Raw genomic sequence first — 23,954 nt, 5'->3', positions numbered from 1 at the left:
AAGCCCTCGCAAGGAAAACGCCCCGGCATCCCATCGAGAGGCCGCAGGCGGTGGCCGTTTACGCCCCTTGACAGGCCCGGCCCTCATGGGTGCGGCTATCTCAGTAGCCGAAGTCCTGCGTCCACCAGGGCCCGCCGGCACCCAGGTGCACGCCGACCCCCAGGGTCTTGAAGTCGCAGTTCAGGATGTTGGCCCGGTGGCCGGGGCTGTTCATCCAGGCCTCCATGACGGCGGCCGCGTCGGCCTGGCCCCTGGCTATGTTCTCGCCGCCGAGGTCGATGATGCCGGCCTTGGCGGCGCGGTCCCACGGAGTCGCGCCGTCCGGGTCGGTGTGGTCGAAGAAGCCCCGCGCGGCCATGTCCTCGCTGAAGGCCTCGGCCAGCCGGGTCAGCGGGGTGTTCGCCGACACCGGGCTGCAACCCACCTTCGCCCGCTCGTCGTTGACCAGTTTCAGCACCTCCGCCTCGGCGGCGGCCTGAGCGGAGACTCTCACCGGGGCCGAGGTCCGCTTCGGGCCCTTCGTCGCGGCCGGAGGCTTCGGCTTCTGCTGCCCGGGCGGGGCCGTCGCCTTCGGCTTCTTCGAGGGCGTCTCGGCGGGCGCGGGTGCCGAGGACGCCGGGGCGGACGGGGTCGGCGACGCCGGGCGCGCCGAGTTCCGGCTCGCCGCGCCGCCACCGCTGCTGCGGCCCGCGTCCGCGGTGCCGGAGGTGCCGCCCTGCTCGCTGGCCGTGTTGCTGGGCACGCCCCCGGCCTGCACCTCGCTGCCGCCGCTCGTGCTGGTGCCGCCGCCGAGCTTGTAGTTGTCGAGTCCGGGCACCACACCCGTGGCCACCGCGACCGTGCCGATGGCGACGGCGGCGGAGACACCGAGCAGACCCGTGCGCACGGGCGTCACGGCCTTCTTCTTCCGCCGGTGCCCACGCCCCCCGGAACCGCCCGCCGGGGTGAAACCGTCCGCGACGAAGGAGATCGTTTCCGTGACCTGCCCGTACTCGTTGTCCGTTGCATAGAGGTACGCCGAGCTGCGCGCGTTGGTGTCGGCGTACGCCTCCGGGTTCAGATAGGGCGCGATGCCCATCGTGGCGGGACCATCCGCGTACGAGTCGTACGGGTCGTGGCTGCCCGTGGCGGAGCCGTGCGTTTCCGTGATCCCCGTGGCGCGGCCCGTGGCGGCGCGGCCGGCGGCGGAGCGTCGGTGGCGTCCCATGTCCTTGCCTTCCTCGTGCCGGCGGGCGACCGCGCCCCTGCGAACTCGCGGGCCAACCCAACTCACTCAATCGAGTGAGTTTCATATGAGATTCATTGGGTCGGGACGGTACCGCATGGCGCGAGGGGAGGAAGTGTCTCGAGGGACATTGGCCGGTTAGGTTGCAGCCATGAGCGAGGATGTGCGACTGGTTGCCTGGGTGCGTGGACGCGTCCAAGGTGTGGGTTTTCGCTGGTTCACGCGGGCCAAGGCCCTGGAGATCGGCGGCCTGAGCGGTTTTGCTGTCAATTTGGGCGACGGTCGCGTGCAGGTGGTCGCCGAGGGCTCACGCGAGGGCTGTGAGGGGCTTCTCGACTGGCTCCAGGGCAGCGACACGCCCGGGCGTGTGGACGGTGTCACCGAGATCTGGGACACACCCCGCGGGGGCTACGACGGCTTCGCCATTCGCTGAACCCGTTCTGTAAAGCGCCGCAGGCGGAAGCGCGGGCGCATGCCTCCGGCAGCTGCCAGAGGCAGAAATGGCCTGGTGGTTGCCAAGAACCGCATGTCGTGGCAGGCTCCGCTGTTACAAGGTGATCGCTCAGCCTCCGGGCCCCGTGACAGTCGCAGCGCCGCCATTTTCCGGCCGCGCGCCACCGGGTTGCCCGCCAATACGGGGCGTGATCGTGTTGACCGTCAAACTTTTTGGTGAGACGCTGAAAGCCCCGCGCACCTTAGCTGTTTGGCATGTAGCAACGGCAGAGCAACACTCGATTGTGTCAAGCACTGCGGGTGCGAATCCCTCACGACCCACACCGCTTCGGTCGGTCACTCAGTGTGGAGGACCATCCATCATGGCAAAGGCGCTTCTCGGTTACGTCGGCGGCTCCGACCCTCGACTCCTCGCCGAGATGCGACGGCTCCAGCAGCGCGTACAGGACCTGGAATCCGAGCTCGTACGGATCCAGGAGGAGAACGACGCGCTGACGGCTGCCGCTTCTCACGACAGGATCATGGAGAGCATCGACGCACACCAGGCGGAGCCTGCGCTCACCTGATCACTGCATCGCTCCACGACAGCTCACGCAGTGGTTGGGCTGCCCGTATCAACCGCTTAAGTTGTCAGAGTTGCAAGGGACGCTTCGGCGTCCCTTCTTTCTTCCCCCGCGCATCCTTTCACTCTCTTTAACGTCTGGTGTGCCCTGCATGTTCATGCGTGAAACCGCGAGGTTGCGAGGGTTCATGGAGTGAGATAGCGGCGGAAGGTAGAGTCCAGCGGCGTGCACCTCAAGGCCCTGACCCTCCGTGGGTTCAAGTCGTTCGCCTCGGCGACCACGCTCCGGTTCGAGCCGGGGATCACGTGTGTCGTCGGTCCGAACGGCTCGGGCAAGTCCAATGTCGTGGACGCGCTCAGTTGGGTCATGGGCGAACAGGGCGCCAAGTCGCTGCGCGGCGGAAAGATGGAGGACGTCATCTTCGCCGGCACCACCGGCCGCCCGCCGCTGGGCCGGGCCGAGGTGTCCCTGACCATCGACAACTCCGACGGGGCCCTGCCCATCGAGTACGCCGAGGTCACCATCACGCGGATCATGTTCCGCAACGGCGGCAGCGAGTACCAGATCAACGGCGACACGTGTCGCCTCCTGGATATCCAGGACCTCCTCTCCGACTCCGGCATCGGCCGCGAGATGCACGTCATCGTCGGCCAGGGCCAGCTCGACTCCGTCCTGCACGCCGATCCCATGGGCCGCCGCGCCTTCATCGAGGAGGCGGCCGGCGTCCTCAAGCACCGCAAGCGCAAGGAGAAGGCGCTCAGGAAACTGGACGCGATGCAGGCCAACCTCGCGCGCGTGCAGGACCTCACGGACGAACTGCGCCGCCAGCTCAAGCCCCTGGGCCGTCAGGCGGCGGTCGCCCGACGTGCCGCCGTCATACAGGCCGACCTCCGCGACGCCCGGCTGCGTCTGCTCGCCGACGATCTCGTACGGCTGCGGGAGGCGCTCAAGGCCGAGGTCGCCGACGAGGCCGCGCTGAAGGAACGCAAGGAAGCGGCCGAGCACGAGCTGAAGAAGGCGCTCCAGCGCGAGGGGCTCCTCGAGGACGAGGTACGGCAGCTCACGCCCCGGCTGCAGCGCGCCCAGCAGACCTGGTACGAGCTCTCCCAGCTCGCCGAGCGCGTGCGCGGCACGATCTCGCTGGCCGACGCGCGCGTGAAGAGCGCGACCTCCGCGCCCCTCGACGAACGGCGCGGCCGGGACCCCGAGGACATGGAGCGCGAGGCCGCCCGCATCCGTGAGCAGGAGGCCGAGCTGGAGGCAGCCCTGGAGGCGGCCCAGCGTGCGCTCGACGACACCGTCGCGCACCGGGCCGAACTGGAGCGCGAACTCGCCCTCGAGGAACGGCGGTTGAAAGACGTCGCCCGCGCCATCGCGGACCGGCGCGAGGGACTGGCCCGGCTGAACGGGCAGGTCAACGCGGCCCGTTCGCGGGCCGCCGCCGCCCAGGCCGAGATCGACCGGCTGGCCGTGGCACGGGACGAGGCCCAGGAGCGGGCGGTTGCCGCGCAGGAGGAGTACGAGGCGCTGAAGGCAGAGGTCGACGGCCTCGACGCGGACGACGTCGAACTCGCCGACCAGCACGAGGCGGCCAAGCGACAGCTCGCCGAGGCCGAGGCCGCGCTCACCGCGGCGCGCGAGGCGACCACGGCGGCGGAGCGCAAGCGCGCCGCGACCCAGGCCCGCCACGAGGCGCTGGCACTCGGCCTGCGCCGCAAGGACGGCACCGGCGCACTGCTCGGCGCGAAGGACCGGCTGGGTGGCGTGCTGGGCCCGGCGGCCGAGTTGCTGACCGTGACCCCGGGCCACGAGATCCCGCTGGCCGCGGCCTTCGGCGCGGCGGCGGACGCCATCGCGGTGACGACCCCGGCATCGGCGGCGGAAGCGATCCGGTTGCTGCGCAAGCAGGACGCAGGCCGCGCGGCGCTGTTGCTCGCGGGGGCGCCGGAGGAACAGGAAACGAGGGGCGGCGGTGCGGCGACAGGGGCCGCTTCCCACGGAGGCACCGGCCCCCTGTCCGGCGCGGGCGCGACCGGCGCCTCGGGGACACAGACCCGGGCACCCCGGCACTGGGAGGACTCCGCGTCGACCGCGGACGCTTCCGGCGACCGCGACACCGGGACTTCGGGGGACCCGCGGGCCGGCGCCCAGGAGGCGCAGGCTGCCGGGCTGAACGGCGGCTCACCGGGGGACCGGCACGCCGTAGCCGTCGGGGACGCGCGCGGGGGCGTCCCCTTCGGCCCGCGTGTCGCTGACCTCGGGCACTCGCGTGCCGACGCCCCGTCCCGCCCCCACGTCAACGGCATCGACGGCCTGACCTTCGCCGCCGACCTCGTGCGTGCCCCTTCCGACCTCATGCCCGCCGTACGGCGCCTCCTGCGCGGAATCGTCGTCGTCGGCACGCTCGAGGACGCCGAGGATCTCGTCTACGCGCACCCCGAGCTGACCGCCGTCACCGCCGAGGGCGATCTGCTCGGTGCCCACTTCGCGCACGGCGGTTCCGCCGGGGCGCCGAGTCTGCTCGAAGTGCAGGCGTCCGTCGACGAGGCCGCCGCCGAGCTGGACGAGCTGGCCGTACGGTGCGAGGACCTGACCGAGGCCCAGCAGCGGGCGGGTGAGCGACGCAAGGAGTGTGCCGCGCTCGTCGAGGAACTGGGGGAGCGGCGCCGGGCAGCCGACCGCGAGAAATCGGCCGTGGCCCAGCAGTTCGGGCGGCTCGCCGGTCAGGCGCGCGGCGCCGCCGGTGAGGCCGAGCGGTCCACCGCGGCGGCGGCCCGTGCGCAGGAGGCGCTCGACAAGGCCGTACAGGAGGCCGAGGAGCTGGCCGAACGGCTTGCCGTCGCCGAGGAGATGCCGGTCGAGGAGGAGCCGGACACCTCCGTGCGCGACCGGCTCGCCGCCGACGGTGCCAACGCCCGGCAGACCGAGATGGAGGCCCGCCTCCAGGCCCGTACGCACGAGGAGCGGGTCAAGGGCCTGGCGGGGCGGGCCGACGCGCTCGACCGGGGCGCCCGCGCCGAACGCGAGGCACGCGCGCGTGCCGAACAGCGGCGCGCCCGGCTGCGGTACGAGGCGTCGGTGGCCGAAGCGGTCGCCTCCGGCGCCCGGCAACTGCTCGCCCACGTCGAGGTGTCGCTCGGCCGGGCCGACGAGGAGCGCGTCGCCGCCGAGGCCGCCAAGGCCCTGCGGGAGCGTGAGCTGGCCGCCGCCCGGACCACGGGACGCGATCTCAAGGCCGAACTCGACAAGCTGACGGACTCGGTCCACCGGGGCGAGGTCCTCGGTGCCGAGAAGCGGATGCGCATCGAGCAACTGGAGACAAAGGCGCTGGAGGAGCTGGGCGTCGAACCGGCGGGCCTTGTCTCCGAGTACGGCCCGCACCAGCTCGTACCGCCCTCCCCGCCCGCCGAGGGAGAGGTGCTCCCGGAGGACCCCGAGCACCCCCGCAACCAGCCGAAGCGGTTCGTGCGCGGCGAGCAGGAGAAGCGGCTCAAGTCCGCCGAACGGGCCTACCAGCAGCTCGGCAAGGTGAACCCGCTCGCCCTGGAGGAGTTCGCGGCGCTTGAGGAACGGCACAAGTTCCTCAGTGAGCAACTGGAGGACCTGAAGAAGACCCGCGCCGATCTGCTCCAGGTCGTCAAGGAGGTCGACGAGCGGGTCGAGCAGGTCTTCACCGAGGCCTACCGGGACACGGCACGGGAGTTCGAGGGCGTCTTCAGCCGGCTCTTCCCCGGCGGTGAGGGGCGCCTCGTCCTGACCGATCCCGACAACATGCTGACCACGGGCGTGGACGTCGAGGCCCGCCCGCCGGGCAAGAAGGTCAAGCGGCTGTCCCTGCTGTCCGGTGGCGAGCGGTCGCTGACCGCCGTGGCCATGCTGGTGTCGATCTTCAAGGCCCGGCCCAGCCCGTTCTACGTCATGGACGAGGTCGAGGCCGCCCTCGACGACACCAACCTGCAGCGGCTGATCCGCATCATGCAGGAGTTGCAGGAGTCGTCGCAGCTCATCGTGATCACCCATCAGAAGCGGACGATGGAGGTTGCCGACGCGCTGTACGGCGTCTCCATGCAAGGTGACGGTGTGTCGAAGGTCATCTCGCAGCGGCTGCGGTAAGCGTCTGTTCAAAGAATGAACGCAACGACGTTAGCTGTATCTCAAAGATCGCATCAAGTCCGCTTTTGACTTCGAAGCTTGAAGACATAGTCTCTGCAGCGTTGCTTTTACCTTCAGGTGTGAGCGGTGTGCACGTATGCGCCACTGGAAACCTGCAAGGGCTCGTCCCCCCACCCCGGCGACGTTGCCGTGGCCCGAGGAGTTTCACGTGACCAGCACAGCGCAGGCACCCCAGTCAGGAGCCGGTACGGCTCGCCCCGAACATCTCGGGCACGTCATCTTCATCGCAGCTGCGGCCGCCATGGGTGGTTTCCTCTTCGGTTACGACAGCTCCGTCATCAACGGCGCCGTCGAGGCCATCCGGGACAAGTACGACATCGGGTCCGCCACGCTCGCCCAGGTCATCGCCATCGCCCTGATCGGCTGTGCCATCGGCGCCGCGACCGCCGGCCGCATAGCCGACCGGATCGGCCGTATCCACTGCATGCGGATCTCCGCCGTGCTGTTCACCGTCAGCGCCGTCGGCTCGGCGCTGCCCTTCGCGCTGTGGGACCTCGCCTTCTGGCGGATCGTCGGCGGCTTCGCCATCGGCATGGCCTCCGTCATCGGCCCCGCCTACATCGCCGAGGTCGCCCCGGCCGCCTACCGCGGTCGCCTCGGCTCCTTCCAGCAGGCCGCGATCGTCATCGGCATCGCCATCTCGCAGCTGGTCAACTGGGGCATCCTCAACGCCGCCCACGGCAACCAGCGCGGTCAGCTGATGGGCCTCGAGGCCTGGCAGGTCATGCTGGGCGTCATGCTCGTCCCGGCCGTCCTCTACGGCCTGCTCTCCTTCGCGATCCCCGAGTCCCCGCGCTTCCTGCTGTCCGTCGGCAAGCGCGAGCGCGCCCGTGAGATCCTCGCCGAGGTCGAGGGCAAGGGCGTCGACCTCACTACCCGCGTCGCCGAGATCGAGCACGCCATGAAGAGCGAGCACAAGTCGACCTTCAAGGACCTGCTCGGCGGCAGCTTCTTCTTCAAGCCGATCGTCTGGGTCGGTATCGGCCTGTCGGTCTTCCAGCAGTTCGTCGGCATCAACGTCGCGTTCTACTACTCCGCGACGCTGTGGCAGTCGGTCGGCGTCGACCCGACGGACTCGTTCCTCTACTCCTTCACGACGTCGATCATCAACATCGTCGGCACCGTGATCGCGATGATCTTCGTGGACCGCATCGGCCGCAAGCCGCTCGCCCTCATCGGCTCCGTCGGTATGATCGTCGGCCTCGCGCTGGAGGCCTGGGCGTTCTCGTACGACCTGGTCGACGGCAAGCTCCCGGCCACCCAGGGCTGGGTCGCCCTGATCGCCGCCCACGTCTTCGTCCTCTTCTTCGCCCTGTCCTGGGGCGTGGTCGTCTGGGTCTTCCTCGGCGAGATGTTCCCGAACAAGATCCGTGCCGCTGCCCTGGGCGTGGCCGCGTCCGCGCAGTGGATCGCCAACTGGGCCATCACCGCGAGCTTCCCGTCCCTGGCCGAGTGGAACCTGTCCGGGACCTACATCATCTACACGGTCTTCGCGGCGCTCTCCATCCCGTTCGTCCTCAAGTTCGTCAAGGAGACGAAGGGCAAGGAACTGGAAGAGATGGGCTGAGCCTCCCCACGAGGCCCTCGCACTCGAGGAGAAGGGCCAAGCCCCCGCTGCCCCTCTCCTCGTACCTTCCCCGCCCCCGGCTCGGCCCACTGCCCGAGCCGGGGGCGGCGGCGTTCTGCCCGGGCTCACCAGATGAGCACACCGCCGTCGGCCGCACGGGCCCGCAACGCGGTCGCCTCGATGGTCTCCAGCCGCTGCCGGATCTGCTCGCGGTGCTCCTCGAGCTCGAGGAGACGCCCGGTGCCGACGGCGATCTCGTCGAGGCGCGCGCAGCGGGGCGACCTCGCGCAGGAACTCCCGGAAAGAACCGGGCGCCTAGCGAACGCACCGGCTCCGATCCCCACACCGTCCTGCGCCAGGACTCGAACCCCGCTGAGTCGGACACTTCCTCCGGCACGTGGAGCACACGCATCTCTTTGCCCGGCGGTCAGTCCCCGAGTGCCGGGAGTACCTGTTCCGCGAACAGCCGCAGGCTGCGCCAGCCCTCGTCGAGCGGCATCCCGCCTGCCAGTGGGTGCAGCACCAGGTTGTCGAGGCCCTGCGCCACGCACTCCTCGGGCGTGAGGATCCGGTACACGCCCTCCGTGCGCAGCTCGTCCACGGTCGTGGCCGCCGACTTCACCGCCGAGCGGATGTCGCCGGACTGCCAGGAGGCGTACGTCCGCGCCTCGTGCAGGAAGTGAGGGCCGTACTTCGCCCACGCCCGGTCCGGGTCCTCGGCGATGTGCAGCAGCGGGGTCTCGGCGGCGGGCATCATGGTCCAGCCCTCGGTGCCGTACTCGACGAGCCGCTCCTTGTAGTACGCCTCCAGCTCCGGCAGATGCGCGCTGGGGAAGAACGGCAGGCCGAGCCGGGCGGCGCGGCGCGCGGCGGCCCGGGACGAGCCGCCGACCAGGAGCAGGGGGTGCGGATCGGTGCCCGGGCGCGGGGTGACCCGTACGGTCCGGCCCCGGTACTCGAACTCCTCGCCGGCCCATGCCTTGAGCAGCGTCTCCAGCAGCTCGTCCTGCAGCCGGCCGCGCCGCTTCCAGTCCACGTCGAACCGGGCGTACTCCTCGGGCCGGTAGCCGATCCCGGCGACCGTGACCAGCCGTCCTCCGCTGAGCAGATCCAGTACGGCGATGTCCTCGGCCAGCCTCAGCGGGTCGTGCAGCGGGCCGATGACCGCCGACACCGTGACCGCGATCTGCCGGGTCGCGCCGAACACCGCGCCCGCGAAGACGAACGGCGAGGGCAGCCAGTTGTTCGCGACCCCGTGGTGCTCCTCGGTCTGCACGATGGTGATCCCGTGCTCGTCGGCGTACGCGGCCATCTCCAGGGCGGTCCGGTAGCGCGCGGCGAGGGAGCCGGGGGTGGCTCCGGGCTCGACGAGGTTGAAACGAACGACCGTGACGGGCATGGGAGGTCCCCCTTCACACGCTGGGTACGAAGGAGGACCGTAGCTGACGGTGCGTCAGATCGCCATGCCCGCGGGCTCCTCGGCTGCCGTCGGTACCGGTTTCTCGCGCAGCACGGGCGCCACCGCCGGCTTCGGCAGGGCTGCGTACAGCAGGCCCGAGACGGCGATCGTCGCCACCCAGCCGAGGCCGTACTCTCCGATCGGGTTGTTCGCGGCGAGCGGGCCCGTGAACCAGTCGGAACTGGTGAACAGCAGGCCCGTGCCGAGGCCCACGGCCCAGGCGGTGACCGCGGCGGGACAGAAGCCGCCCCGATACCAGTAGGCGCTGGTGCGCGTGGTGTCGAGCAGGGCCCGCGCGTCGTACTCCCGCCGCCGCAGCAGATCCGTGCCGAAGACGCCGACCCAGGCTGAGAAGGCCACCGCGAGAAGCGAGAGGAAGGCGATGAAGGAACCCATGAAGGACGTCGCCGCCAGCATCAGAGTGCCGCCCAGGACGAGGGAGATCACCGCGTTGACCGAGACCGCCCAGTGGCGCGGGACGCGGATGCCGAGGGTCTGCGCGGTGAAGCCGGCCGAGTACATCGACATGGCGTTGATCAGCAGCATGCCGATCAGGGCGATCAGGAGGTAGGGGACCGCCAGCCACAGCGGGAGGATCTCGCCCAGGAAGGACACCGGGTCGCTCGCGGTGGCGAGGTCCGGGGTCGAGGTGGCCATCACCGCGCCCATCAGGACCATCGGGAGGACGACGACACCCGCGCCGCCGATCGTGTTGCGCACGATCGCCGCCGCCGACGCCGTACGCGGCAGATAACGCGTGAAGTCCGGCGAGGCCGGCGCCCAGCTGATGCCGCCCGCGGCGACCAGACCGACGCCGGCGATCATCGCCGCCGTGGACCCGGCATCCTGCTCGAAGACCTTCCCCCAGTCCGTCTCCACGACCAGATACCCGAGAACCAGCACGGAGAAGGCGCCGAACAGCCACGTGGCCCACGCACTGCAGCGCCGCACCGCACCGATGCCCAGGCCCGAGATCGCGAACGTCGTGAGCACGAAGAGCAGCAGGGTGAGGACGACCAGGAAGGTGTTGCTCCGCACGCCGAAGACGATGTCCAGCACGGTCAGCAGCGCGTAGGCGCCGGTCACCGCGTTGATCGTCTCCCACCCCCAGCGGGCGACCCAGATCAGCGAGCCCGGCAGCAGATTGCCCCGCTGCCCGAACACCGCGCGGGACAGCGCCATGCCCGGGGCGTTGCCACGCTTGCCCGCGATACCGACGACCCCCACCAGGCCGTACGACACGACAGGCGCCGCGACGCCGACCACGAGGGCCTGCCAGAAGTTCAGCCCGTACGTCACGGCCAGGCTCGCGCCCATGGTCAGCAGCAGGACGCTGATGTTGGCGGCGATCCAGGTCGGCAGCAGTCCCCGGGTTCGCGCGGTGCGCTCGTGGTGGGGGACCGGTTCTATGCCGCGGGTCTCGAGGGCGCCATCGTGGCGGGCGGTGGTGCTCATAGGCTGACATCGTACTTTAGTACGACTAAACACCCCAAATTCCATCCGCCTTCTTGGAGGAAGCTACGGAAAATCCCCACGCCTACAGCAAAGCCCGCGCGGGGCAGGGATGGATACTGGACGAGTTATGGAAACCGTCATCCTTGCTGTAGTCATCGCCGTGGTCGTGATCGGCGTGCTCGGCGGGCTCGTCGTCGGCAGCCGGCACAAGAAGTCGCTGCCCCCGCCGCCCCCCGCAGCCCCCGACATCACCGCCCCTCCGGCCGAACCGCACGTCGGCGACGAGGCCGAGACGCCGCGCGAAGAACCGCGCCGCACGATCGAGGAGGTGGACCTCCCCGGCGGCTCGGCCCCCACCGCCGTCGAGGAACCCCCCGCCGCCGAAGCCGTCGAGGCCCCCGGGATCGAGATCCCGGAGCCCACCGCAGGACGCCTGGTCCGCCTGCGCGCCCGCCTCTCCCGCTCCCAGAACGCCCTCGGCAAGGGGCTGCTCACGCTGCTGTCGCGCGAGCACCTCGACGACGACACCTGGGAGGAGATCGAGGACACTCTGCTCACCGCCGACGTCGGCGTGCAGCCCACCCAGGAGCTGGTCGAGGCCCTGCGCGAGCGCGTCAAGGTGCTCGGCACCCGTACCCCCGACGAGCTGCGCGGGCTGCTGCGCGAGGAGCTGCTCAAACTGGTCGGCACCGACGTCGACCGCACGGTGAAGACCGAGCCGGCGGACCGCAAGCCCGGCATCGTGATGGTCGTCGGCGTCAACGGCACCGGCAAGACCACCACCACCGGCAAGCTCGCCCGCGTCCTCGTGGCCGACGGCCGCACCGTCGTCCTGGGCGCCGCCGACACCTTCCGCGCCGCCGCCGCCGACCAGCTGCAGACCTGGGGCGAGCGGGTGGGCGCCTACACCGTGCGCGGTCCGGAGGCGGGTGACCCCGCCGCCGTCGCCTTCGACGCGGTGAAGGAGGGCAAGGAGATGGGCGTCGACGTGGTGCTCATCGACACCGCCGGGCGCCTGCACACCAAGACCGGACTCATGGACGAGCTCGGCAAGGTCAAGCGCGTCGTCGAGAAGCACGCCCCGCTCGACGAGGTGCTGCTCGTCCTCGACGCCACCACCGGCCAGAACGGACTGGTCCAGGCCCGCGTCTTCGCCGAGGTCGTCAACATCACCGGCATCGTGCTGACCAAGCTCGACGGCACGGCCAAGGGCGGCATCGTGGTCGCGGTCCAGCGCGAACTGGGCGTCCCGGTCAAGCTGGTCGGCCTCGGCGAGGGCGCCGACGACCTGGCACCGTTCGAGCCGGAGGCGTTCGTTGACGCCCTCATCGGCGACTAGGGCCTGTCCGGCGGATCATGCCGCAGGCGCGGGGCCTGGCACGCCCTCCCCCAGAGGGGGCACCCCCAGCGGCGTTGTCGTCGATTGCCGACTCCCCCACGCTCGGCTTCGCTCGCGCGGGGGACCCCCATCGCGTCGACGCCCTCCTCCGCCTTGCAGCTGCACGCTCCCCCACTCTCGACTGCGCTCGAGCGGGGGGACCCCCATCGTCCCCGCTCACCTGGGCTGATTTGGCACCGTCGCGTCTCTGCGACCTGATCCGCCGGACAGGCCCTAGCTGCCGTGGGCGGTGATTCCACGCACGCACCGCAACCATCAATTGAGGAACCACGACGGAGAGCAACCAGGTTCGCCAGAGCGGCGCCGGTTTAGGCGCAAAAAGGGGAAGCGCCCGGTCCCAAGGTGCAGTTGGGAGCGGGCGCTTCGCTGTGTGCCGCTACGCGCGGGAGCGATGTGCCACGTACGCCAGCGTGCCCAGCAGTAGCCGGGCCGCCGGCGGGCGTGCCACCGAGTCCAGCGCGGGCGGGCGCAGCCAGCGCACCGGTCCGCGGCCACCCCGGTCGGAGGGGGGTGCCGTGACGTACTCACCGGGGCCGAGGCCGCGCAGGTCGAGGGAGGTCGGGTCGTCCCAGCCCATGCGGTAGAGCAGTGCCGGGAGTTCGGCGGCGGCGCCGGGGGCGACCAGGAACTGGGCCCGGCCGTCCGGGGTCGCGGTGACCGGTCCGAGCGGGAGCCCCATCCGCTCCAGGCGGACCACGGCACGGCGCCCGGCGGGCTCGGCGACCTCGATCACGTCGAACGCGCGGCCGACCGGCAGCATCACCGCGGCCCCCGGGAACTCGCCCCAGGCCTTGGTGACTTCGTCCAGGGTGGCGCCGCCGGAGATCTGGGGCGCGAACTCCAGTGGATGCGCGCCCGGCGCACGGCAGTCCGTCCGGCTGCAGGAACAGGCGCCCGCCGCGGCCCGGGCACCCGGCACCACATCCCAGCCCCACAGGCCGGTGAACTCGGCGACGGCGGTGCACTCCGACGAACGGCCGCGCCGGCGTGTGCCGGAGCGGATCTCGCGAATGCCGCCGATCGTGAAGCCCATGCCCCCTCCAACGGGTCCAGCGCGCCGGTGGTTACGACACGGAGCGAGACGGAAGCGGAACGTGACCCTACGGCTCTGCCCTACCCCGCGCTCGCAAGGTCCGGGCGGCGCCCTGGGGTGTCATGGGTGGTGCGCCCGGCAGCGCGCGCCCCTGAGTGCACCGCTCCGCCCACTTCCGGCCGTCCTATGTCAAGTGAATCGCGCCCAGGCAACCGTGAGTTCATTCGAAGGGGTGGCGAATGGTGGCGTTTCCGGGATCGCCATGGCTGGGACCGTGATCGTAGGATTACTTTGAGTGCACGAGTCCTGGGGGCACATGCACTTGTGGATATGCCGTGGGCAACTCGGCTTTCCGTTCGAAGGGTGAGAAGTACCGGACCGGCGGCCGTATTCACCGGCATTCTGATAAGGCTTGGCGCACTCGGCGACAAGTGGTCTCAGAGATGGGGGCGTTCCAGTGAGCGGCAACGGCGGTGGCGGAGCGAACGGTGACAAGCGCCCCAATGAGCTGCTCGGCTCGTGGTTCGTGCGCAGCGGCTGGTCGAAGGGCGAGCTCGCCCGGCAAGTGAACCGCAGAGCACGCCAGTTGGGCGCCAACCACATCTCCACGGACACCTCGCGGGTGCGCCGCTGGCTGGACGGCGAGAACCCGCGCGAGCCGATCCCCAGGATCCTCTCGGAGCTGTTCTCCGAGCGCTTCGGCTGTGTCGTCTCGGTCGAGGACCTCGGCCTGCGGGCCGCCCGCCAGTCACCCTCCGTGACCGGCGTCGACCTGCCCTGGACGGGCCCGCAGACGGTGGCCCTGCTCAGCGAGTTCTCGCGCAGCGACCTCATGCTGGCGCGGCGCGGCTTCCTCGGAACCTCGCTGGCCCTGTCCGCGGGCCCGTCCCTCATCGAACCGATGCAGCGCTGGCTCGTCCCCGCGCAGTCCGCCCTCCAACCGGATGCCGAGCCGGCCGAGTCGCGCCGCCCCGGCCGACTGTCCAAGCCCGAGCTTGAGCTGCTGGAGGCGACCACGGTGATGTTCCGCAGGTGGGACGCCCAGTGCGGCGGCGGCCTGCGCCGCAAGGCGGTCATCGGTCAGCTGCACGAGGTCACCGACCTCCTCCAGGAGCCGCAGCCCGAGGCCACCGCCGTCAAGCTCTTCAAGGTCGCCGCCGAACTCGCCGAGCTGGCGGGCTGGATGAGCTACGACGTGGGGCTCCAGCCGACCGCCCAGAAGTACTTCGTGCTGGCCCTGCACGCCGCGAAGGAAGCGGGCGACAAGCCGCTGGGCTCGTACGTCCTCTCCAGCATGAGCCGCCAGATGATCCACCTCGGCCGGCCCGACGACGCGCTGGAGCTGATCCACCTCGCCCAGTACGGCAGCCGCGACTGCGCGAGCCCCCGCACCCAGTCCATGCTGTATGCGATGGAGGCCCGCGCCTACGCCAACATGGGCCAGCCGGGCCGGTGCAAGCGTGCGGTGCGGATGGCCGAGGACACCTTCGCCGAGGCCGACGAGTGGGACGAGCCGGACCCCGACTGGATCCGCTTCTTCTCCGAGGCCGAGCTGTACGGCGAGAACTCCCACTCCTTCCGCGACCTGGCCTACGTGGCCGGCCGCAGCCCCACCTACGCCTCCATGGCCGAGCCGTTGATGCGCCGGGCCGTGGAGCTGTTCGCGAAGGACGCCGAGCACCAGCGGTCGTACGCGCTGAACCTCGTCGGCATGGCCACGGTGCATCTGCTGCGCCGCGAGCCGGAGCAGAGCACGGTCCTCACCTCCCAGGCCATGGGCATCGCCAAGAAGGTCCGCTCCGAGCGCGTCAACACTCGTATCCGAAAGACCGTCGACACGGCCGTACGCGATTTCGGTGATCTCGCGGCGGTCGTCGACCTCACCGACCAGCTCGCCGTGGACCTCCCGGAGACCGCGGAAGCGGTCTGACCCACCAGGCCCCGGCCGCGGCCGGCCCTCCCGAACAGCCCGACTCGGCTCCCCCGTGCCAGGTCATCGGAAGGCCCGCCGCGGCCGGATTTTCTCCGCCGGAGCAGGTTGCGTCACGATAACGATCCTGCAGCCGGACATCTGGCAATTCATCGACGCGTAACACGCAGGGCGCCTTCGTCACTCCGGCGAAACAACGAGGGGCGTCGACCGAAACCGCGCTGCGCCAATCTCATGGCGCATACCCGGCCCACCCCTCACTGACCGGACCTCTCTCTGGCTTCGCCCGCACGGGGCCGTACCAACCGACGAGGAGACGCCGATGGCACCAGCCATCATGCTTGCGGCGGACGCACCCAAGCTGTCGTCCGCCAACACAGGCTTCATGCTGATCTGTTCCGCCCTGGTGATGCTCATGACACCGGGCCTGGCCTTCTTCTACGGAGGCATGGTCCGGGTCAAGAGCACCCTGAACATGCTGATGATGAGCTTCATCAGCCTGGGCATCGTCACCATTCTGTGGGTGCTCTACGGCTTCTCGATGGCCTTCGGCGCAGACAAGGGCCACATCGTCGGCTGGACCTCCGACTTCGTCGGCTTCACCGGCATCGACAAGGCGCAGCTCTGGGACGGCTACACCATTCCGGTCTTCGTCTTCGCCGTCTTCCAGCTGATGTTCGCGATCATCACGCCGGCCCTGATAAGCGGTGCCCTCGCGGACCGCGTCAAGTTCTCGGCATGGTCGCTCTTCCTCGTGCTGTGGGTCACGGTCGTCTACTTCCCGGTCGCGCACTGGGTCTGGGGCACCGGCGGCTGGGCCTTCGACCTCGGTGTGATCGACTTCGCCGGTGGTACGGCGGTCCACATCAACGCGGGTGCCGCGGCGCTCGGCGTGATCCTCGTCATCGGCAAGCGCGTCGGCTTCAAGAAGGACCCGATGCGCCCGCACAACCTCCCGCTGGTCATGCTCGGCGCCGGTCTCCTGTGGTTCGGCTGGTTCGGATTCAACGCCGGCTCGTGGCTCGGCAACGACGACGGCGTCGGCCCGCTGATGTTCGTGAACACCCAGGTCGCCACCGCCGCCGCCATGCTGGCCTGGCTCGCCTACGAGAAGATCCGCCACGGCGCGTTCACCACGCTGGGCGCCGCCTCCGGTGCCGTCGCGGGCCTCGTCGCGATCACCCCGTCCGGTGGTGCGGTCTCCCCGCTCGGCGCGATCGCCGTCGGCGCCATCGCCGGTGTCCTGTGCGCCATGGCCGTCGGCCTGAAGTACAAGCTCGGCTACGACGACTCGCTCGACGTCGTCGGCGTCCACCTCGTCGGCGGTGTCGCCGGCTCCCTGCTCATCGGCTTCTTCGCCAGCGGCAAGGGCCAGTCCGACGTCGAGGGCCTCTTCTACGGCGGCGGCCTCGACCAGTTCTGGAAGCAGTGCGCCGGTGTCTTCGCGGTCCTGGGCTACTCCCTGGTGGCCTCCGCGATCCTCGCCTTCCTCCTCGACAAGACCATCGGGATGCGGGTCACCGAGGACGAGGAAGTGTCCGGCATCGACCAGGCCGAGCACGCCGAGACCGCATACGACTTCAGCGGCGCGGGCGGCGGCGTCGTCGGCTCCGCCGCGCCGACCCTGGCCGCGGAGAGCAAGAAGGTGGACGCATGAAGCTCATCACCGCCGTCGTCAAGCCTCACCGGCTCGACGAGATCAAGGAGGCCCTTCAGGCCTTCGGCGTCCACGGTCTGACGGTCACCGAGGCGAGCGGTTACGGTCGTCAGAGGGGACACACCGAGGTCTACCGTGGCGCCGAGTACACGGTCGACCTGGTCCCCAAGATCCGCATCGAGGTGCTGGCCGAGGACGACGACGCCGAGCAGCTGATCGACGTCATCGTCAAGGCCGCCCGGACCGGCAAGATCGGTGACGGCAAGGTCTGGTCCCTGCCGGTCGAGACGGCCGTACGGGTCCGCACCGGCGAGCGCGGCCCGGACGCGCTCTGACCGGAAGCACCGGTCGACAGAAGAAGGACAGGAGTCGCTGGGTGACGAGCACGGACGTTCGGAACGACGCAGAGGACTCGGGACCCAGCGGCTACGCGGCGGCCCGGCTGCGCCTCCTCGGTGAGGGGGCGCGGTCCGGGCCGCCGCGCCGTGCGGCCCTCGCCGAACTGACCGACGACTGGCTGACCGGCCTGTTCGACGCGGCGTCCGACGGCCTCGGAGGCGTCTGTCTCGTCGCCGTCGGCGGCTACGGGCGCGGCGAACTGTCCCCGCGCAGCGACCTCGACCTCCTGCTCCTGCACGACGGCGGCGACTCCGCCGCGATCGCGGCCCTGGCCGACCGCATCTGGTACCCCGTCTGGGACCTCGGCCTCGTCCTCGACCACTCGGTGCGCACCCCGGCCGAGGCCCGCAAGACCGCCGGCGAGGACCTCAAGGTCCAGCTCGGCCTCCTCGACGCCCGCCACATCGCGGGCGACCTCGGCCTCACGGCCGGACTGCGTACGGCGGTCCTCGCCGACTGGCGCAACCAGGCGCCCAAACGCCTCCCCGAACTCCAGGAGCTGTGCGCCGAGCGCGCCGAACGGCAGGGTGAACTGCAGTACCTCCTGGAACCCGACCTCAAGGAGGCCCGCGGCGGTCTGCGTGACGCCACCGCCCTGCGCGCCGTCGCCGCCTCCTGGCTGGCCGACGCCCCGCGCGAGGGCCTCGCCGACGCCCGCCGCCGCCTGCTCGACGTACGCGACGCCCTGCACCTGACCACCGGCCGCGCGACCGACCGGCTGGCGTTGCAGGAGCAGGACCAGGTGGCGGCCGAGCTGGGCCTGCTGGACGCCGACACGCTCCTACGACAGGTGTACGAGGCGGCGCGTGTCATCTCGTACGCCAGTGACGTCACCTGGCGCGAGGTGGGGCGCGTGCTGCGCTCGCGCGCCGTGCGGCCCCGGCTGCGCGCCATGCTCGGCGGCGGCAAGCCGGTCGCCGAGCGCTCGCCGCTCGCCGAGGGCGTGGTGGAGCAGGACGGCGAGGTGGTGCTCGCCCGCGCCGCGCGCCCCGAACGCGACCCCGTGCTCCCCCTGCGCGCCGCGGCCGCCGCCGCACAGGCCGGACTTCCGCTCTCTCTGCACGCCGTACGGCGCATGGCGGCCACCGTGCGCCCCCTGCCCACGCCCTGGCCCGCTGAGGCCCGCGAGCAACTGGTGACCCTGCTGGGCTCGGGCCGCCCGACCGTGGAGGTCTGGGAGGCGCTGGAGGCGGAGGGCCTGATCACCCGGCTGCTGCCCGACTGGGAGCGGGTGCGCTGCCGGCCGCAGCGCAACGCCGTGCACATCTGGACCGTCGACCGGCATCTGATCGAGACGGCCGTCCGCGCCTCCGAGCTGACCCGGCACGTCAGCCGCCCCGACCTCCTCCTCGTCTCCGCCCTGCTGCACGACATCGGCAAGGGCTGGCCCGGCGACCACTCCGTGGCCGGCGAGATCATCGCCAAGGACGTGGCCGCCCGCATCGGCTTCGACCGCGCGGACGTGGGCGTGCTCTCCACCCTCGTACGCCATCACCTGCTGCTCATCGAGACGGCCACCCGGCGTGACCTGGACGACCCGGCCACCGTCCGCTCGGTCGCCGAAGCCGTCGGGACGCAGAGCACGCTGGAGCTGCTGCACGCCCTGACCGAGGCGGACGCGCTGGCCACCGGCCCGGCCGCGTGGTCCTCCTGGCGCGGTTCGCTCGTCGCCGACCTGGTCAAACGCGTCGCCGCGGTCCTCGCCGGGGACGCCCTCGACGAGCCCGAGCCCATGGCGGCGAGCGCCGAGCAGGAACGTCTCGCCATCGAGGCGTTCCGCACGGGCGGGCCGGTGCTCGCCCTGCGCGCGCAGACCGAGCCACCGACGGACGAACCGTCCAACGAGCCGGAACCGCTCGGCGTCGAGCTGCTGATCGCCGTACCCGACCAACCCGGTGTGCTGCCCTCGGTCGCCGGGGTCCTGGCCGTGCACCGCCTCACGGTCCGCACGGCCGAGCTGCGGGCCCTCCGGCTCCCGGACGACGTCGACGACGGCTCCGTCCTGCTGCTGAACTGGCGCGTCGCGGCGGAGTACGGCTCCCTGCCCCAGGCGGCCCGGCTGCGCGCGGACCTGGTCCGGGCGCTGGACGGCTCCCTGGACATCGCCGCCCGCCTCGCCGAACGCGACGCCGCCTACCCGCGCCGCCGGGGCGTCATCGCACCGCCGGCCCGGGTGACCGTCGCCCCGGCCGCCTCCCGGCACGCCACGGTCATCGAGGTCCGCACCCAGGACGCCCCAGGGCTGCTGTTCCGTATCGGACGGGCCCTGGAGGACGCGAGCGTACGGGTCAGGAGCATGCATGTGAGCACGCTCGGCGCCAACGCCGTGGACGCCTTCTACGTCACCGGCACGGAGGGCTCCCCGCTGCCAGGCGACGATGCCGCGGCGGTCGCGCGCAAGCTGGAGGAGACGTTGCGGGGATGACCGTGACCCGGTTTCGCCCGGCCGGGATACCCTGGAGGGCGATTCCCGAAGCCATTCCCGACCCCGAGGACCGACGCCGCCGTGTTCGATACTCTCTCCGATCGCCTCTCAGCGACTTTCAAGAGCCTGCGCGGCAAGGGGCGGTTGTCCGAGGCGGACATCGACGCCACGGCCCGCGAGATCCGCATCGCACTGCTGGAAGCGGACGTTGCGCTCCCTGTCGTGCGCACGTTCATCAAGAACGTCAAGGAGCGGGCCCTCGGCTCTGAGGTCTCCAAGGCGCTCAACCCGGCCCAGCAGGTCCTGAAGATCGTCAACGACGAGCTGGTCACGATCCTCGGTGGCGAGACCCGGCGGCTGCGCTTCGCCAAGCAGCCCCCCACCGTGATCATGCTGGCGGGTCTGCAGGGTGCCGGTAAGACCACCCTCGCGGGCAAGCTCGGCCGGTGGCTGGGGGAGCAGGGCCACTCGCCGCTGCTCGTCGCGGCCGACCTCCAGCGCCCGAACGCCGTCAACCAGCTGAGCGTCGTCGCCGAGCGCGCCGGCGTCGCGGTCTACGCGCCCGAGCCGGGCAACGGCGTCGGTGACCCGGTCAAGGTCGCCAGGGACTCCATCGACTTCGCGAAGACCAAGGTCCACGACATCGTGATCGTGGACACCGCCGGCCGCCTGGGCATCGACCAGGAGATGATGCAGCAGGCCGCGGACATCCGCGACGCGGTCTCGCCGGACGAGATCCTGTTCGTCGTCGACGCGATGATCGGTCAGGACGCGGTCAACACCGCCGAGGCCTTCCGCGACGGCGTCGGCTTCGACGGCGTGGTGCTCTCCAAGCTCGACGGCGACGCCCGCGGTGGTGCCGCCCTGTCGATCCGGCAGATCACCGGCAAGCCGATCATGTTCGCTTCGAACGGTGAGAAGCTCGACGACTTCGACGCCTTCCACCCCGACCGGATGGCCTCCCGCATCCTCGACATGGGTGACCTGCTCACCCTGATCGAGCAGGCGGAGAAGACGTTCAGCCAGGAAGAGGCCGAGAAGATGGCCTCCAAGCTGGCGTCGAAGAAGGGCCAGGACTTCACCCTGGACGACTTCCTGTCCCAGATGGAGCAGGTCAGGAAGATGGGCTCCATCTCGAAGCTCCTCGGGATGCTGCCCGGCATGGGTCAGATCAAGGACCAGATCAACAACCTCGACGAGCGCGACGTCGACCGCACGGCCGCGATCATCAAGTCGATGACCCCGGGCGAGCGCCAGGACCCGACGATCATCAACGGCTCCCGCCGCGCCCGTATCGCCAAGGGCTCCGGCGTCGAGGTCAGCGCGGTGAAGGGCCTGGTCGAGCGGTTCTTCGAGGCCCGCAAGATGATGTCCCGCATGGCCCAGGGCGGCGGTATGCCGGGGATGCCCGGGATGCCGGGCATGGGTGGCGGCCCCGGCCGCAGCAAGAAGCAGCCGAAGAAGGCCAAGGGCAAGCAGCGCTCCGGCAACCCGATGAAGCGCAAGCAGCAGGAGCTGGAGGAGGCCCAGCGCCGCGAGGCCGCGGCCCAGGGCGGTGCCTTCGGGGTGCCGCAGCAGGGCGCGCAGGACTTCGAGCTGCCGGACGAGTTCAAGAAGTTCATGGGCTGAGATCGCATGAATGACCGTGGGGCGCCCCTTCTCCCGAGGGGCGCCCTCGTGGTTTCCGTGTCCGAGCTGGTTCCGCGTCCGACGCAGGACGAGTCTCAGGGAACGCGCGCGATCAGATAGCGGAAGACGTTCGGCATCCACACCGTCCCGTCCGGTCGCTGGTACGGATGCAGCGCCTCCGCCACCTCCTTGTCCACCTGCGCCTGGTCCGTCGCCTCGATCGCCGCGTCGAACAGGCCCGTCGACAGCAGCCCGCGTACGGCACTGTCGACGTCGGCGTACCCGAACGGGCAGGCCACCCGCCCGGAACCGTCCGGCTTCAGCCCGGCCCGCTGCGCGACCTCTTCCAGGTCGTCCCTGCGGGCGGGACGCCAACTGCCCGCGCTGCGCAGCGGATCGGCCAGCTTCGTCGCCACCCGCAGCACCGACGACGTGGCGCAGCGCTCCGGCGGTCCCCAGCCGGCCAGCACCACGGGCGCCCCGCGCTCGGTGAGCGGGGTCGCCGCGGCGAGCAGTTCACCGAGCCCCTCCGAGTCGCCCGCCAGGCACCCGATCGGTTCGAAGGCGGTCACCAGGGTGAACGCGGGCGTCTCCGCGTCGGCCGCGTCCTGGGGTGAGCCGTCGACGATCCGGGTGCGGGCACGCGCGCGCGTGCCCTGGTCCTGGGGCAACAGGCGCTGCCGGGCCAGGTCGAGCAGTTCGGGGCGGGCGGAGTCGACACCGGTGACCGCGGCCCCTCTGGCGGCTGCCATCAGCAGGGCGAGCCCGGAACCGCAGCCGAGGCCCAGCACGCGGGTGTCCGGGCCCACTTCGAGTCGCTCGTGGACGGTCTCGTAGAGCGGCACCAGCATCCGCTCCTGGATCTCGGACCAGTCACGCGCGCGTGCGCACAGGTTCACGCGAGGCGTGGGGCCCGCGTGAGACAGGTGTTGCCGCACGAGCGTAGGTGTCATAGGTAAGCGCCCCAATCCGCCGAAAGTTGCGGGAGTGCCCGATTCCGTGGCCCCCGTGCCGTGCGCTCGCACTCCCCACGTATGCCAGGTAACTCCCGGCTCGCGACCTCGTCCAGAGGTCGTGGGGCCCAGCTTGGGGCATCCCCGCACCTGTGGCGAGAATTCACATCCCGGCAACGTGGACCCGTACCATCGCGCCATGGCAAAGGCACCCGTTCTCACGCCCCGGGCGGACGACTTCCCGCGCTGGTACCAGGATCTGATCAACAAGGCCGAACTGGCCGACAACGGTCCGGTGCGCGGCACCATGGTCATCCGACCGTACGGGTACGGGCTGTGGGAGCGGATGCAGGCCGAGATGGACGCCCGCATCAAGGACACGGGCACCCAGAACGCGTACTTCCCGTTGCTGATCCCGCAGTCGTACCTCGCGCGGGAAGCGGACCACGTCGAGGGCTTCGCGCCGGAGCTGGCCGTCGTCACCCACGGCGGCGGCAAGGACCTGGAGGAGCCCGTGGTCGTCCGGCCCACCTCCGAGATGATCATCAACGACTACTTCTCCAAGTGGGTGCAGAGCTACCGCGACCTGCCGCTGCTGATCAACCAGTGGGCGAACGTGGTCCGCTGGGAGCTGCGCCCCCGTCTCTTCCTGCGCACCACGGAGTTCCTCTGGCAGGAGGGCCACACCGCCCACGCCACCTACGAGGACGCGCGTGACTTCGCCGCGCACATCCACCGCAAGGTGTACGAGGACTTCATGGTGAACGTCCTCGCGATGGACGTCGTACCCGGCCGCAAGACCGTGAAGGAGCGGTTCGCAGGTGCCATCAACACCCTCACGCTGGAGGGCATGATGGGTGACGGCAAGGCCCTGCAGATGGCCACCAGCCATGAACTCGGCCAGAACTTCGCCAAGGCGTTCAACACGTCGTACCTGTCGAAGGACGGCACGCAGGAACTGGTCTGGCAGACCTCCTGGGGTTCGACCACCCGCATGATCGGCGCGCTGGTCATGATGCACGGTGACGACAACGGCCTCAGGGTGCCGCCCCGTCTCGCGCAGATCCAGGCCGTCGTCCTCGCGATCAAGGGCGACGAGGCGGTTCTGGCCAAGGTCCGCGAGCTCGGCGACCGGCTGAAGGCGGCCGGGATCCGCGTCCACGTGGACGACCGCACGGACGTCCCGTTCGGCCGTCGCGCCGTCGACTGGGAGCTCAAGGGCGTGCCCGTGCGTATCGAGGTCGGCCCGCGTGACCTGGAGAACGGCACCGCGATGCTGGCCCGCCGCATCCCCGGCGGCAAGGAGCCGGTGGCCCTGGACGCCCTGATCGAACTGCTGCCCACGGTCCTGGAGGAGGACCAGGCGCTGCTGCTGCGGCAGGCCCGCGAGCGCCGCGAGTCCCGCACCACCGAGGTGTCGACGTTCGAGGAGGCCGTCGAGGCCACCACCGCCGGCGGCTGGGCGCGCATCCCGTGGGCCACTCTCGGTGAAGAAGGCGAGGTCGCACTGGCCGAGCATGCCGTGACCGTACGGTGTCTGGTCGCCGAGGACGGCTCGGTGCCGGACGCCGACGACGCGCCGGGTAACGTCGCGGTCGTCGCGCGCGCTTACTGAGGTAGCGCCTTCCGGCGGG

General features: G+C 70.6%; 17 protein-coding genes. 11 read left to right on the top strand and 6 right to left on the bottom strand.

Annotated elements, in window-relative coordinates; translation table 11 throughout:
- Positions 1-100 precede the first annotated feature (100 nt).
- Entirely contained in the window at positions 101-1,207 is a 1,107-nt protein-coding gene (locus tag ACFYXB_RS37345; RefSeq protein ID WP_389589452.1) for a CAP domain-containing protein, read from the bottom strand.
- Between the two features lie 169 nt (positions 1,208-1,376).
- Between ACFYXB_RS37345 and ACFYXB_RS37340 the strand changes: the two genes are divergently transcribed.
- The 4 genes from ACFYXB_RS37340 (at position 1,377) to ACFYXB_RS37325 (ending at position 7,981) form a co-directional block, all read left to right on the top strand.
- Positions 1,377-1,658, top strand: coding sequence for an acylphosphatase (locus ACFYXB_RS37340; protein ID WP_189315892.1), 282 nt, complete (start codon positions 1,377-1,379; stop codon positions 1,656-1,658).
- Between the two features lie 382 nt (positions 1,659-2,040).
- Entirely contained in the window at positions 2,041-2,244 is a 204-nt protein-coding gene (locus tag ACFYXB_RS37335) for a hypothetical protein (protein ID WP_272120120.1), read from the top strand.
- A gap of 222 nt (positions 2,245-2,466) precedes the next feature.
- Positions 2,467-6,354, top strand: coding sequence for an AAA family ATPase (locus ACFYXB_RS37330; protein ID WP_389589451.1), 3,888 nt, complete (start codon positions 2,467-2,469; stop codon positions 6,352-6,354).
- Positions 6,355-6,562: 208 nt separating this feature from the next.
- Positions 6,563-7,981: a sugar porter family MFS transporter gene (locus tag ACFYXB_RS37325; RefSeq protein WP_389589450.1), complete on the top strand. Its 1,419-nt coding sequence runs from the start codon at positions 6,563-6,565 to the stop codon at positions 7,979-7,981.
- 125 nt (positions 7,982-8,106) lie between these two features.
- Here the strand turns inward: ACFYXB_RS37325 and ACFYXB_RS37320 are convergent, their stop codons facing one another.
- The 3 genes from ACFYXB_RS37320 to ACFYXB_RS37310 form a co-directional block, all read right to left on the bottom strand.
- The gene (locus ACFYXB_RS37320) at positions 8,107-8,325 is read right to left on the bottom strand and encodes a hypothetical protein (protein ID WP_389589449.1); all 219 of its coding nucleotides are present in this window, start codon (positions 8,323-8,325) and stop codon (positions 8,107-8,109) included.
- Positions 8,326-8,408: 83 nt separating this feature from the next.
- On the bottom strand, positions 8,409-9,380 hold the full coding sequence (locus ACFYXB_RS37315) for an LLM class flavin-dependent oxidoreductase (RefSeq protein WP_389589448.1): 972 nt from the start codon (positions 9,378-9,380) through the stop codon (positions 8,409-8,411).
- A 54-nt stretch (positions 9,381-9,434) separates the two neighbouring features.
- Positions 9,435-10,895 carry a cytosine permease gene (locus ACFYXB_RS37310; RefSeq protein WP_389589447.1) on the bottom strand — a complete coding sequence of 487 codons (1,461 nt, stop codon included), beginning with the start codon at positions 10,893-10,895 and terminating at the stop codon, positions 9,435-9,437.
- Positions 10,896-11,022: 127 nt separating this feature from the next.
- Between ACFYXB_RS37310 and ftsY the strand changes: the two genes are divergently transcribed.
- The gene (gene ftsY / locus ACFYXB_RS37305; protein ID WP_389589446.1) at positions 11,023-12,234 is read left to right on the top strand and encodes a signal recognition particle-docking protein FtsY; all 1,212 of its coding nucleotides are present in this window, start codon (positions 11,023-11,025) and stop codon (positions 12,232-12,234) included.
- Positions 12,235-12,670: 436 nt separating this feature from the next.
- Here ftsY and ACFYXB_RS37300 read toward each other — a convergent pair whose 3' ends face one another.
- Positions 12,671-13,327, bottom strand: a complete 657-nt coding sequence (locus ACFYXB_RS37300) for a bifunctional DNA primase/polymerase (protein WP_389589445.1) — start codon at positions 13,325-13,327, stop codon at positions 12,671-12,673.
- 457 nt (positions 13,328-13,784) lie between these two features.
- Here ACFYXB_RS37300 and ACFYXB_RS37295 point away from each other — a divergent pair, with 457 nt between their 5' ends.
- The 5 genes from ACFYXB_RS37295 to ffh all read left to right on the top strand — a co-directional run bounded on the left by ACFYXB_RS37295 (position 13,785) and on the right by ffh (position 21,367).
- Positions 13,785-15,257, top strand: coding sequence for a hypothetical protein (locus ACFYXB_RS37295; protein ID WP_389589444.1), 1,473 nt, complete (start codon positions 13,785-13,787; stop codon positions 15,255-15,257).
- A gap of 322 nt (positions 15,258-15,579) precedes the next feature.
- Positions 15,580-16,914 (top strand): ammonium transporter, encoded by a 1,335-nt coding sequence (locus ACFYXB_RS37290; RefSeq protein ID WP_389589443.1) that lies wholly within the window; start codon positions 15,580-15,582, stop codon positions 16,912-16,914.
- Positions 16,911-17,249 carry a P-II family nitrogen regulator gene (locus ACFYXB_RS37285; RefSeq protein WP_003997576.1) on the top strand — a complete coding sequence of 113 codons (339 nt, stop codon included), beginning with the start codon at positions 16,911-16,913 and terminating at the stop codon, positions 17,247-17,249. Before ACFYXB_RS37290 ends, ACFYXB_RS37285 begins: the two co-directional genes overlap by 4 nt.
- Before the next feature lie 41 nt (positions 17,250-17,290).
- Positions 17,291-19,738, top strand: a complete 2,448-nt coding sequence (locus tag ACFYXB_RS37280) for a [protein-PII] uridylyltransferase (protein WP_389589442.1) — start codon at positions 17,291-17,293, stop codon at positions 19,736-19,738.
- An 81-nt stretch (positions 19,739-19,819) separates the two neighbouring features.
- The gene (gene ffh, locus ACFYXB_RS37275; RefSeq protein WP_351346571.1) at positions 19,820-21,367 is read left to right on the top strand and encodes a signal recognition particle protein; all 1,548 of its coding nucleotides are present in this window, start codon (positions 19,820-19,822) and stop codon (positions 21,365-21,367) included.
- A gap of 95 nt (positions 21,368-21,462) precedes the next feature.
- Here the strand turns inward: ffh and ACFYXB_RS37270 are convergent, their stop codons facing one another.
- Positions 21,463-22,320, bottom strand: a complete 858-nt coding sequence (locus ACFYXB_RS37270; RefSeq protein WP_351346573.1) for a class I SAM-dependent methyltransferase — start codon at positions 22,318-22,320, stop codon at positions 21,463-21,465.
- 199 nt (positions 22,321-22,519) lie between these two features.
- Between ACFYXB_RS37270 and proS the strand changes: the two genes are divergently transcribed.
- Complete coding sequence (proS, locus tag ACFYXB_RS37265) at positions 22,520-23,935, top strand: proline--tRNA ligase (protein ID WP_389589441.1); 1,416 nt, start codon at positions 22,520-22,522, stop codon at positions 23,933-23,935.
- The last annotated feature ends 19 nt before the right edge of the window (positions 23,936-23,954 follow it).

The sequence above is a fragment of the Streptomyces sp. NPDC002619 genome (assembly GCF_042889305.1).
GTDB lineage: Bacteria > Actinomycetota > Actinomycetes > Streptomycetales > Streptomycetaceae > Streptomyces.
This window is presented reverse-complemented; position numbering and strand designations above follow the sequence as displayed.

What these genes read in the sequence shown, in the direction of transcription:
- ftsY (WP_389589446.1), top strand. Translation starts at nt 11,023, where the DNA reads ATGGAAACCGTCATCCTTGCTGTAGTCATCGCCGTGGTCGTGATCGGC.
- ACFYXB_RS37270 (WP_351346573.1), bottom strand. Translation starts at nt 22,320, where the DNA reads ATGACACCTACGCTCGTGCGGCAACACCTGTCTCACGCGGGCCCCACG.
- ACFYXB_RS37340 (WP_189315892.1), top strand. Translation starts at nt 1,377, where the DNA reads ATGAGCGAGGATGTGCGACTGGTTGCCTGGGTGCGTGGACGCGTCCAA.
- ACFYXB_RS37290 (WP_389589443.1), top strand. Translation starts at nt 15,580, where the DNA reads ATGGCACCAGCCATCATGCTTGCGGCGGACGCACCCAAGCTGTCGTCC.
- proS (WP_389589441.1), top strand. Translation starts at nt 22,520, where the DNA reads ATGGCAAAGGCACCCGTTCTCACGCCCCGGGCGGACGACTTCCCGCGC.
- ACFYXB_RS37335 (WP_272120120.1), top strand. Translation starts at nt 2,041, where the DNA reads ATGGCAAAGGCGCTTCTCGGTTACGTCGGCGGCTCCGACCCTCGACTC.
- ACFYXB_RS37345 (WP_389589452.1), bottom strand. Translation starts at nt 1,207, where the DNA reads ATGGGACGCCACCGACGCTCCGCCGCCGGCCGCGCCGCCACGGGCCGC.
- ACFYXB_RS37310 (WP_389589447.1), bottom strand. Translation starts at nt 10,895, where the DNA reads ATGAGCACCACCGCCCGCCACGATGGCGCCCTCGAGACCCGCGGCATA.
- ACFYXB_RS37300 (WP_389589445.1), bottom strand. Translation starts at nt 13,327, where the DNA reads ATGGGCTTCACGATCGGCGGCATTCGCGAGATCCGCTCCGGCACACGC.
- ACFYXB_RS37285 (WP_003997576.1), top strand. Translation starts at nt 16,911, where the DNA reads ATGAAGCTCATCACCGCCGTCGTCAAGCCTCACCGGCTCGACGAGATC.
- ACFYXB_RS37315 (WP_389589448.1), bottom strand. Translation starts at nt 9,380, where the DNA reads ATGCCCGTCACGGTCGTTCGTTTCAACCTCGTCGAGCCCGGAGCCACC.